General features: G+C 42.6%; 10 protein-coding genes. 1 reads left to right on the top strand and 9 read right to left on the bottom strand.

What is annotated here, in order from left to right; genetic code table 11:
• Positions 1-10 precede the first annotated feature (10 nt).
• The 9 genes from IGJ26_RS13675 to IGJ26_RS13715 form a co-directional block, all read right to left on the bottom strand.
• The gene (locus tag IGJ26_RS13675; protein WP_194199223.1) at positions 11-1234 is read right to left on the bottom strand and encodes a DUF1015 family protein; all 1224 of its coding nucleotides are present in this window, start codon (positions 1232-1234) and stop codon (positions 11-13) included.
• Positions 1234-2418, bottom strand: a complete 1185-nt coding sequence (locus IGJ26_RS13680; protein ID WP_194199222.1) for a phosphoglycerate dehydrogenase — start codon at positions 2416-2418, stop codon at positions 1234-1236. The genes IGJ26_RS13675 and IGJ26_RS13680 overlap by 1 nt, the downstream gene beginning before the upstream one ends.
• Entirely contained in the window at positions 2419-3498 is a 1080-nt protein-coding gene (gene serC, locus IGJ26_RS13685; RefSeq protein ID WP_005233933.1) for a 3-phosphoserine/phosphohydroxythreonine transaminase, read from the bottom strand.
• Between the two features lie 125 nt (positions 3499-3623).
• Entirely contained in the window at positions 3624-4550 is a 927-nt protein-coding gene (locus IGJ26_RS13690; RefSeq protein WP_194199221.1) for an alpha/beta hydrolase, read from the bottom strand.
• Between the two features lie 204 nt (positions 4551-4754).
• Positions 4755-6161 carry a glycoside hydrolase family 43 protein gene (locus IGJ26_RS13695; protein WP_016612864.1) on the bottom strand — a complete coding sequence of 469 codons (1407 nt, stop codon included), beginning with the start codon at positions 6159-6161 and terminating at the stop codon, positions 4755-4757.
• 30 nt (positions 6162-6191) lie between these two features.
• The gene (locus tag IGJ26_RS13700) at positions 6192-7985 is read right to left on the bottom strand and encodes a glycoside hydrolase family 2 protein (RefSeq protein WP_430599693.1); all 1794 of its coding nucleotides are present in this window, start codon (positions 7983-7985) and stop codon (positions 6192-6194) included.
• 18 nt (positions 7986-8003) lie between these two features.
• Positions 8004-8837, bottom strand: coding sequence for a carbohydrate ABC transporter permease (locus IGJ26_RS13705; RefSeq protein ID WP_042890647.1), 834 nt, complete (start codon positions 8835-8837; stop codon positions 8004-8006).
• An 11-nt stretch (positions 8838-8848) separates the two neighbouring features.
• On the bottom strand, positions 8849-9724 hold the full coding sequence (locus IGJ26_RS13710; protein ID WP_016612866.1) for a carbohydrate ABC transporter permease: 876 nt from the start codon (positions 9722-9724) through the stop codon (positions 8849-8851).
• A gap of 155 nt (positions 9725-9879) precedes the next feature.
• Entirely contained in the window at positions 9880-11121 is a 1242-nt protein-coding gene (locus IGJ26_RS13715) for an extracellular solute-binding protein (protein WP_061053285.1), read from the bottom strand.
• A 246-nt stretch (positions 11122-11367) separates the two neighbouring features.
• Between IGJ26_RS13715 and IGJ26_RS13720 the strand changes: the two genes are divergently transcribed.
• Complete coding sequence (locus IGJ26_RS13720; protein WP_008380365.1) at positions 11368-12276, top strand: ArsR/SmtB family transcription factor; 909 nt, start codon at positions 11368-11370, stop codon at positions 12274-12276.
• Positions 12277-12350: the final 74 nt, after the last annotated feature.

A 12350-nucleotide genomic window follows, 5' to 3' on the forward strand; every position in this document is an offset into this window, starting at 1 on the left:
GCTTTTTTGGTTAATTCGTTTCTAAATCATGTAAAAACAGACCGCTTAACAGTTTTGGTTCAAACCAAGTTGATTTTGGCGGCATGATTTCTCCCGCATCGGCGACTGCCAAAAGATCGGCCATTTGCGTTGGATACATGGAAAAAGCCAATGTCCATTCTCCGCTATCCACCAAACGTTCCAATTCTTCTGGACCACGAATCCCGCCGACAAAATCAATGCGTTTGTCTGTCCGCACATCTTGGATCGCGAAAATATCAGCCAGCACGTATTGTTGTAAAAGCGACACATCCAGCTGTCCTACCGCATCTTGCGGCACAGATGCCGGTTTGATGGTCAACTCCCACCACGCATGGTTTAGGTACAGATGAATCGAACCACGTTGCGCTGGTTTCTTCGTTGTAGTTTCTTGAATCGTAAAATGCTGGGCTGCCTGCTCAAAAAAGGTTTCTGGCACCGGTACCCGCAAGACCCGATTGTATTCCCAAATCGCTAATTCATTTTCTGGGAATAAGATTGCTAAAAAGCGGTCGCTTTCTTGGCTGCTTTGGCCATCGGCTCGCTTTTGCAAGCCAACTTTAACTGCTGACTCTGTACGGTGATGTCCATCCGCAATATAGAGGGCATTTACAGCCTGAAACTGCTGGGCAAAAGAGGCGACTAGCGCTGGATCATCGATCAGCCAAACACGATGCTGCACCTCATGATAGCTGACAAAATCATAGATCGGCGCATGCTCTGCTTGCCACGCATCGATCGCTTCTTTGACTGCTGCTGGTTGGCGATAGCTCAAGAAAATCGGACTTGTATTGGCATCACATGCCAGAATGTGATTGATCCGATCGATTTCTTTTTCTGGTCGGGTAAACTCGTGTTTCTTGATTTTCCCAGCGACATAATCATCGATCGAGGTACAGGCGACAAGCCCAGTTTGACTTCTGCCAGCCATCGTCAATTCATACAAATAATATGCGGGCGCCGTTTCTTGAATCAACCAGCCTGCTTCTTGAAAAGATGCAAGATTTTCTGCCGCTTTTTGATACACCTGTGGATCATAAGGATCGATTCCTGGCAAGTCGATCTCCGAACGGTCGATGTGGAAATAGCTGTAAGGATTGCCTTGCGCAAACGCTGCGGCTTCTTGTGAATTGACCACGTCATAAGGCAGCTCGGCCACTTTTTCTGCCAATGAGGCTTCTGGACGAATGGCTTTAAACGGAAATACTTGAACCATTAATACCCAACCTCCTGATTCTTGATGACCCGTACACGAACGATATTTTCGTTCTCCCGCAGTTTATCGGCTAATTGATTCAATAAGGCTTCATCTTCAGAAGCGACATCGGCTAGGGTGTAAGCAAAGTCTTCCCGGCCACGATTCAGCATATTGTCGATATTGATCCCAGATTCCGCAATGATCGATGAAATCTGACCTAACATATTCGGTACATTGCGATTGATGATCGTCAGACGATAAGGCGAATGAAAGGCCATCTCAACGGTTGGAAAATTCACCGAGCGCTTGATGGTTCCGAATTCCAAGAATTTTTTCAATGTTCGGGCTGCCATCTTGGCACAGTTGACTTCAGCTTCTTCTGTTGATGCACCTAAATGCGGCAAGACGAGGACTTTTTCATTGTGCAGCAATTGTTCATCCGCAAAATCAGTCGTATAGCCCGCTAAACGGTCGGCTTTTAACGCACGTAAAACGGCATCTGTATCGACGATTTCTTTACGAGAAAAGTTGAATAGCTTCGTTGTTGGTTTCATTTTCGCAAGTTCGGCTTCCCCGACGAGATGATGCGTGTTTTCCATTAGCGGCACATGAACCGTAATAAAATCACAGGTTGAAAAGACTTCCGCAATATCATTGGCACGCTTGACCCGACGAGAGATCGTCCAAGCAGTATCCACTGACACGTAAGGATCATAACCGACTACTTCCATCCCTAGACGATAAGCATCGTTGGCAACCATCGCTCCAATAGAACCAAGGCCGATGATTCCTAACTTTTTACCTTCTAACTCTGTTCCAGCAAATTGACTTTTTTGTGCTTCTGCTTGTTCTTCCACATTATCACCGTGCAAGGTTTGGACCCATTGGGCACCTCGTAAAATCGGGCGGACACTTAAGAGCAGACTAGCAATCACTAATTCTTTGACCGCATTGGCATTGGCACCGGGTGTATTAAAGACGACGATCCCTTTTTCAGTACATGCTTTGACGGGAATGTTGTTGGTCCCAGCCCCTGCACGAGCAATACCTAAGACACTTTCAGGAAAAGCGTAATCGTGCAATTTCTGGCTGCGCAGCAAAATCCCTTGCGGTTGGTCGCTCTCGTTGATGGCATACTTTTCTTTTTCTAAACGCTGTAATCCTTCTGGTGCGATCGCATTGAATGTTTTGATTTGGAACATTTATTTGACCTCCGCTTCAAATGATTTCATAAAGTCGACTAACGCTTGAACGCCAGCTAATGGAAAGGCATTGTACAAGCTTGCTCGCATTCCTCCAACGGAACGATGCCCTTTCAAGTTCTCAAAGCCAGCTTTGACAGCTTCTTCATTGAAGCGCTGATCTAATGCTTTATCCCCTGTCACAAAAGGAATATTCGTTAGTGAACGGCTATCAACAGCTACAGGACTACTGTAAAGAGCAGAGGCTTCGATCGTTTCGTATAAAAGCGCCGCTTTTTGGCGGTCTTGTTCTAAAATTGCAGGAATTCCGCCTAATTCTTCCAACCATTCAAACACCAATTTAGCAATATAGATAGCATACGTTGGTGGTGTATTGTACAATGAGTCATTTTTAGCCTGTAGACGATAATCCAGCATTGGAGCGAAAACAGCATCATCATTGAGTAAATCTTCTCGGATGATCACTACCGTCAACCCTGCAGGACCAATATTCTTTTGGGCCCCAGCATAAATCACACCGAAGTCTTCTACGCGATAGTCATTGGCTAAAATATTTGAGGACATGTCTGCTACGATCGGCACATTGCCAGCCTGCGGAATCGTTTGAAAGGCCGTCCCTTCAATGGTATTGTTCGTGGTGATATGCAAATAAGCCGCTTCTTGGTCGATCGCATCTTCTGAAATTTCTGGAATATAAGTAAAGTTTTGATCCTCACTAGAGGCAATGACTTCCACCGTCACGTTTCCAAGCGCTTTTGCTGCTTCAATAGCTTTCTTCGACCAAGAACCGGTATTTACGTATAAGGCTTTTTTGTTTTGTGCAAGATTCAAAGGGATCATACTGAATTGGAGACTCGCGCCGCCTTGTAAAAACAGTACCTGATAGTTTTCAGGAATTCCCATTAATTTTCGTAAAAGTGCTTCTGCATCTTTAATGATTGCTTCAAACAAGGAGGACCGATGACTCAGCTCCATAACGGACATCCCACTTCCGCGGTAATTCAAAAGTTCGGATTGTGCTTTCTCCAATACGGGACGGGGCAATACGGCAGGACCAGCTGAAAAGTTATAAACTGTCATACAAAAAATCTCTCCTTTATGTTAGATGTGAAAATCATTATAACAGATAGCCGAAAATGAAAAAAGCCTTAAAAGAGAAAATAATTTTGAATTTTCAGAAAAGACTACCAATTTCTTAACGTTCGTCATTTCGGCATTTTTTCAAATAGCCAGCGAGAAATTTCATTGTAAACGATCTCGCGGTTGCGCTCATTCAAAATCTCATGACGGCCATGTTCGAGCAAATACATCGTCACGTCAGCATTTTGCTTCAGTTGCTGAGCCAATTGGCGGACGCTTTTGCCATAGTGCCCAACAGGATCGTCTCCACCTGAAATCAGCAGCAGCGGCAATTCTGAATCAATCTTGCGCAGTTGATCCGGATCACTGGCAGCTTGTGTCAATGTAAAGAGATCCTTGTAAGCTGCTAAAGAAAAATGAAATTGGGTGTAAGGGTCCTTCAAATAGCGATCCACTTGCTGCGGATCACTGGTCAACCAATCTTTGGCGGTCCGATTGGGACGAAAACGCCGGTTGTGCCGGCCAAAAACTAGCTGTTCCATTACGTGATAAGGCCATTGCTGAGCGGCAAACGGCCGCAACAAGTTCGTAACGAGTTTACCTCCTTGCATCAGCACGGCTTTTTCCATCGTGGTGCCCATGATGATCGCTCCTGTCAATGGATGTGGCTGACTAAACAAATAATTCCGCAAAACCAGCGATCCCATACTGTGACCTAAGATAAAGTATGGTCGGTCTGGATAGCAAGCAGCGGCGTACTGATGGACTATTGCCACATCTGCCACTAAATGTTTGGCGCCCTCTTTTTCACCAAAATGCCCATAAGCCTGTGTGTCCTTCACGGATTGCCCATGCCCTAAGTGATCATGACCGACCACCGCATAGCCTTGTGCAGTTAAACATTCCGCAAACTCATGGTAACGTTCAATGTGCTCAATCATTCCGTGGACGATTTGCACGACTGCTTTTGGCTGTTCTTCTGGCAGCCACGTTTTGACAAAAAGCTGATCCTTCCCATTTGATGAAGTCAGCTTTTCTTGATTCATCCTCATAGTTTGCACCTCTTTTGCTTTTTCTTTTCCCTCCGCCAAATAAAACGGTCGTTTTCTTTATTATACATGGAATTTTAGGCTATGGCGGTAGGAGTTGGGAATTTGCGAGGATAAAAAACTCCTGCCACATTGTCTAGAGACAAAGTAGCAGGAGTCAAACGATCATTACCCATCGCTTGGATTGGAAAACTTCCTCACTATTTTTTATTTGAATTTGACGATTTCTAAACGATCAATACTTAGCGTATCCACCCCAATCTCAGACGAAAGGGTGATTTCCTGCGCCCCTTTCGGTAACTTCATGCGGACTTGTAGCGGTTGATAATATTCGGAAGGATAGACATCCACCACGTGGTTTGCTTGTTTCGTTTCAATCCTGACCTGAATTGGGTCATTCAAGGAGAGATAATCAGTGGTTTTGACATAGGCAATCACCAGAAATTCGTCTGCTTCTTCAATCTGCGGGGCAAAGATAATTTTGTCAGTCGTTGATTCAAAGCCTTGGACGACTTTCTTAGAGAGTGCTGCCTCATCTTCGACAAGCACTAAATCGCCCTCCAGCAAAGCACGGCTAGCAGTTAATCGCAGTCGATTGGGCTCAGCTTTTGGCAACGCTTGAACATGCCATTCATCCAAAGGAGCTTCCATTAGAATTTTATCCTCTTGATCCCAACCAAACTTTTGTAAGCGGATCGAACGGTTCCAGCCCGAATGATCCCACCGAGCAGCATGATAAATCAGCCAGTCTTCAGAACCATCTTTTGATTTAGCAAATCCATTATGACCAGGTCCATAGACAGTGTTTGTCTGTTGGAAAATCGGCGCTGGTTCCTTTTGCCAGTTCGCTCTTTCTAGCGGATCATCAGCCACATCTAGGGTCATAAGACCAAGAGCGTAATCATTGTCCCAGCTTCCACTGGCAGAGTATACCAAATTGACTGTTACGTCTTTGATCATCACTTGAGGGGCTTCATTGATCAATGGTGTTTGCCGCATTTCCCATTCATATTCTGGTTCTGAGATAAGTCGTTTCTCCCCAATCACTTCCGTAGGGGAGGCCATTTCCGCTAAATAAAGATTTTGCGCAACATTTTCATACCCTTTCCAGCCCGACCAAAGGAAATAGCGTTTGTCATTGATCTCTAAGACTGTTCCATCAATCGCAAATTTATCATCCATCCCTTTGATCTCTTCCAATTGCCACTCACCCATGTATGGATCTTTTTGATGATTGACTAATGCGTACATACGATGCGTTTCTGAAGGACGATTAGCCGCGAAATACATCACCCAGCGATCATCTAAGTAATGAAGTTCAGGTGCCCAGATACTTTCAAATTCTGCTGGCATTTCCCAGATGATCTTTTTTTCACCAGCAGCAACGTGAGAGAGGTTTTCAGCACGCCAAAGCGTTAAATTATTCCCAGTCGTTTTGGTATAATAAAAGAACGCTTCCGTTTGCAAGATCCAAGGATCTGCCCCATCATTATCGATAATTGAAGTAAAATCGGTCACTTCTTCCCCTGGATCAGTTCCAGCGCTACAACCGGTTATCATAAGCGCAGCAATCAAGATACTTACTCCACTGAGCCAAGCTGCTGATTTCCCCATCGGACATCGCCCCTTTCCTTACCAATCATTTTATTCTACCTGCGGTGGATGAAACTGCTCATTGATCTCTTTAATTGCTGCCAAATCAACTTTTGGTTGGCGATCATAGGTCAGTAACCCATTGATTTCTTGTTCGACATCTGTCAACTGAGTGTAGCAATAGCCCCAGAGTCCGACAGAGTCATAAACAGCCACCATGATTCGCTGATAATCCTTCAAGAAATCTTGTTGATTTTCCACTGAGGTATAGCCCCAACCGGGTTGCCCCGAAACATCGAAGCCAATACCACCAAACTCGGTCAATAAAATAGGCTGATCCTGATAAGAAAATCCTCCAGCGAAAATCGGCCAGGGGGTCGATACTCGACTCACCAATTTTTCTCTCGTGCTGAGACTGTCTTTAAAGTATAGATATTTTTGCCGCTCAGATTCTTGCCCATGCGCATAATTATGAATCGCACAAATATCGGTCTCCGTCATCGCCCAACCATCATTTGAAATAACCAACCGTTGCTGGTCTAACGAATGGATAAAGTGATACATCGCTTGAGAAAAATGCTGTTGCTGACGATCAAATGAGATTTTTGGCACACCCCAGCTCTCGTTGATTGGGACCCAAGTAACGATCGAAGGATGACTATAATCCCGAGTAATGATTTCTGTCCACTCTTGCATCAAGCGCGTTACCGAAAGATCGGTATAGATTGCCGGCGCCGCACACTCTCCCCAAACAAGAAATCCTAATTTATCTGCCCAGTATAAAAAGCGTGGGTCTTCTGTTTTTTGGTGTTTTCGGCAACCATTAAATCCCATTTCTTTGGCCAATAAGATGTCTTGTTTAAAGTCCTCATCTGTTGGTGCAGTTAACAAGCCGTTCGGCCAATAGCCTTGATCGAGCACCAGCTTCTGATAGTAAGGCTTGTTATTTAAGTAGATCATACCGTTTTCTGTATGTATTTTACGCATACCAAAATAACTTTTTAGCTGATCGATGGCCTTCCCCGCTTCCCTAAGAGTCAATTCAACATCAAATAATTGCGGTTTTTCAGGTGTCCAAGACCAGCCTTCGTGGTGAAAATTCGTCCGAAAAATTTCTTGCTGGAAAATATCAACCGCAAAACTCAACTTAGAAGTGATAAAGTCTGCCTTTCCGCTAGTAACTAAAGCACCTTTAAAATAGATTTGATATTCTAAGACTACTTGTGGCTGTAACTGATTCAGTTCTACATCGATCTTAACGGCGCCAGCATCAAAATCACTCGTAAATTTCACCTGTTGCAGATGGGTTTCGGCAACTACTTCAAGCCAGACTGGCTGCCAGATCCCTGTTGAGTTTGTGTACCAGATTCCTGCTGATTCTTCTTCCCAAAATTGTTTCCCCCGTGGAATGCTTTCATCAAAATGTGGATCAAATGCTCGCACACTTAGTATTTGCTCTTGTCCAGATACTAAGGCATCCGTGATGTCTATATCAAAAGAGGTATGCCCTCCGCAATGATTTTTCACATGATTGCCATTGACAAACACATCTGCTTCATAGTCCACCGCCCCAAAATGCAAAAGGACACGACTTTTTTCAGGGACTTGCACATTGAAGGTCCGATAATACCATACAACGTCGTGCACTTCTCGAAGATCAATGCCGCTCAATGCACTTTGATAGACAAAGGGAACATTGATCTTGTACGGATAGTTTGCTTCATTTGTGTACCACTTTTCTTTTAAACCAAGATTTTGGTCATCAAAGACAAATTGCCATTCACCATTTAAGCTTAACCAATTCTCTCTCTCAAATTGCGGTCTCGGGTATTCTTCTCTACTCATATTTCCTCCAAAAACAAATTATTTTATGCCACTTTGCAACGACATTGACGCCATAAAGCTTTTTTGCGCCACCAAATACAATAAAAAGGTAGGGATCAAAGCCAAGATTGCTCCGGCAGTTCCAATTCCCGGATAGGTCATGTATTGCCCTTGTAGCAACTGCAGCCCCGGTGTAATCGGTAATTTATCAATATCGTTTATCACGATCGATGGCCACAAGAAGTCATTCCATGAGCCAGTAAAACTAAATAACGCAACCACCGTCAATACAGGTTTGATCAGTGGTAAGATAATATGATAAAAGATTTGAAACTCGTTGGCCCCATCGATCACAGCCGATTCATCCAATTCTTTAGGAATCCCTAAAATGAACTGCCGAACGAGGAAAATGTTATAAACACCTGCAGCCCCAGGAACGATGACTGCCAGAAATGTATTGGTCCAACCTAACGTATCAACGATTTTAAAATTCGGGATCAAATTGACCACCCCGGGAAACATCATCGTTCCTAACAATAGGGCAAAAATCAAATCTCTCCCCTTAAAGGTGAGTCGTGTATAGCCATAGGCTGCAAACGAGACGATCACCATAACCAACAGCGTATGTGAAGTTGAAATAATCATTGAATTCACAAACCAGCGGAACACAGGAGAAGAATCATTGCCTTGTAACAAGCCCAAAAAGTTAGCCAGCGTCCAATCTTGTGGAATCAAACTGAACCCAACCTTTTGAATCTCTGCCTCCGATTTAAACGAGGTAAAAATTGCCCATATCAAAGGAAAGAGCCAAATCACACAGACGATTGCTAGCAAAATAAAGGCAATTCTTTTCCCTAGCTTGTTTTCTCGCATCTTCTTCCCTCCTATCTTTCCATTTTTTTGATGACCATAAATTGCACAATCGAAACTGCCATGATTACAAAACCTAGTAAAATAGCCATCGCTGAAGAAATCCCTGCAACCGAGGTACTACTACCAAAAGCATTTTCTTGGATGTACATCATCAACACGCGAGTAGAATTGTTGGGTCCGCCACCCGTCAACATTAGTGGCTGACCATAAATATTAAACTGAGCGATGGTCGTCATGACCGTGGTAAAAACAAGCTGGTTGCGAATACTCGGCAAAGAAATACGGAAAAATTTCGTTATACTATTTGCACCATCTAATTCTGCTGCTTCTAACTGCTCTTTAGAGACGCCATTTAATGCAGCAACATAAATAATTAGATTCCCACCTAATGTCCACCAAATCGTCACGATCAAAATAGCGATCCATGCCCATGGTTGCGTGCCTACAAAATTGATGTCGATACCGAATACTTCTTTGATTGGCCCAAAAGATTTGCTCAAAAGGAACCCCCAAATAATCATGACGGCAGAGATTGCAAATAATGTTGGCAGGTAGAGAATCGATTGAAAAAAACGCATCATTTTTGGTTTAGCAGATAATGCAACCGCTAGTAACAAGGGAATTACAATACATAACGGAACGGAGATTGCCGCAAAAAACAGCGTATTTTTCATTCCATTAAAAAATTGCGTATGATACAACGAGTCTTGATCAAACAAAATCGTTTGAAAATTATCAAACCCGACAAAAATCGGTGTACTGAACAGATCCCATTCAGTAAAAGAAACATAGATCCCAATCACTGCAGGAACTAAAAAGAATAAAAGAAAAAGGAGCATATGCGGACCAATAAAAACGATTGGCCAGCCATTTAACCTTTTTTTCATCAATACCCATCCTTCCTTGTATTTCTAGTGCAGCTCTCAACAAGAAACAACTGTGACAGCCCTTTAAGCCTATCAGAATTCCTCCCCTATCAAAAAATGGACTGAATTCTTTTTATGGTCGCTCTTCCTTCTGCCACAGCCTCTATGTGAGAAGATTATTTCATCTTTTCTTCTACAACTTTTTGGATCTCACCAAAAGTCGTTTGAATATCTGCTTTTCCTGTGATCATGTCCCATGAGCGATTATCATATTCACCAAAGATATACGATAAGCCATCAACTGCGTTAACAGAAATTGCCGCTTGTCCTTTTTCTGTCTTCAATAAGAAGGATTGTGGCATCTCAACATATTCTTCATTGTCTAGCATAGCTAAGGAAGTAGGATTTGCACCTGATTTGACCCACTCTAATTGGTTTGCTTGTAACCAAGTCAGAAAGTCGACCATGCCACTTTTCTTTTCATCGGAACGTTCCTCGTTCGTTTTGAACATTGCAAACTGATCGACGCCTGAACCTTGAATGATATGTTCCGCATCCCATTGAGGAGTAAATGTTTGGCCCCAAGTGAAGTCACTGATTTCTTCCATATTACTTAGCATCCATGTTCCTTCTGGAAGAAAAATCAGTTGCTGGTTTGCAAAAAGTTTATTTGCATCTTCACCATCTGGGACCATGTAGCCGGCATCGTACAGATCCTTAAACTCTTGAACGGCATTGTAAGAATACTCATTATCGATATTGATGTTTCCTTGTGCATCTTGCCATTCCCCACCCATTTGTTGGTAGAGATTCGAATAATTCTGCATGCCCCATGTATAGCCAAAACTATAGATACCATCTGCTTTTGCTTTTTCCCCAGCTTGTCTGATTTCTTCATACGTCACTACGCCATCATCCAACGCTCCTGGAACATATTTATCCACCAAATCTTGGTTGTAATACATCACCCACGAACCCATGGTTGCCGGAATCCCATATTGACTATCATCCACTACACCAGTGTCCCAAGCAGCTTCAACGTAGTTTTCCCGTGCCAATTCTGTCCCATCGATCATGTCATCCCAGGTTTCAAGCATGTCTTGGTGTTTGTACGTAGGCAAAGCTTCTGAGGCAATCAAAGCCAAATCAGGAACACCTTTCCCCGATTTCCCCGCAGTCGTCAACTTTGAAGTAAAGGTATCACCTTGCATGCTTACTAACTTCACTTTAAAGTCTGGGTCTGTTTCATTGTATTGATCAATCGTTTTTTTGATTTTTTCACCGTCTGGTCCTGTCGTCGAAGACCAAAGCAAAATTTCTGAATTATTACTTGAGCTACCACTCCCGCCACAAGCAGCTAACAACACTGTACATAATAAGCTTGTCCCTACTAAAACAATAGATTTACTTACTTTCATTTTTTACACTCCTTTTAATTTAACTAAAAAGTAAAATGACATCCAATTATCAATAAACATAATCGTTAGACTATCGTCAAATAATGTTTACACCGTAAAGTTACTATAAATATAAAGCGCTGTCAACATTATTTTAACAAGGTATAACCAAAAATTATATCATTTTACTATTTTGTAAATCCACAAGGTTGTGTTATAATTAAACCATCTTTTCATTAAACATTTTAGTATAACGAGGTGATCGCTATGGAATTGGATTTAACAAACGCATCTTTACCGATCTACGAAGCACTGGCAAATGAAACTCGCTTAGCGATTTTAAGAGAATTAGGCGATAAGAAGAAAAGCATCAGTGAAATTGGACAAAAATTAGCAATCAGCAATGCTTTAATGACCAAACATATCCGTAAACTCGAAGAAGCTCAGTTGATCAAAACCGAAAAAGGATCGGGGCAAGACTGGAAGAAAAAATATTTGTCTCTAAAAACTGATTTCATCAATATCAATTTCCCAGCAAAAGTGTTTCCAGAAATGAATCTAACCTCCCAATCTGTGAAAATCGGCCACTTCACCGATTTTAAAGCTGAGCCTTCTTGTGGAATGGCGACCAAAGACCGCTTGATTGGCGCCTTAGATGATCCAAAATCTTTTCTGGATCAAGAACGTGTTGATGCAAGTATCATCTGGCTAAATAACGGTTTTTTAGAATACAAAATCCCAAATCCTTTGAAAAATGGTGAAAAAATCGAATTACTGGAAATCAGTATGGAGATCGCTTCAGAGTTCCCAATTTCGAATAACTATTGGCCCAGTGATCTTTCCTTTTACTTAAACAATCACTGCATCGGTAGTTACACCGTACCAGGAAACTTTTCGGATGTCAGAGGTTCTCTGACTCCGCAATGGTGGATCGATGAGTTCAGTCAATATGGATTGCTTAAGCATTTACGCATCAATCGCTATGATACTTCCCTCGATGGAGAAAAATTAACAGATCACAACCTGAATGAAATCGACTTAGACCACAGTGACTTTTTCACCTTTAAAATTGCTGCACCTGCAACTGCCGAAAACGCTGGTGGTTTGACCATTTTCGGCGATCGATGGGGAAATTATCCTCAAGATTTATTGTTCAATTTTTACGTATCGGAATGACTGTTGTCGTTCCATTACACAAAAAAAGCACGTAGCGAAGAGAGACCACTCCCTCAGCTAGTGCTTTTTTCTAT

The organism is Enterococcus sp. AZ095a (assembly GCF_050546735.1).
GTDB lineage: Bacteria > Bacillota > Bacilli > Lactobacillales > Enterococcaceae > Enterococcus_D > Enterococcus_D entomosocium.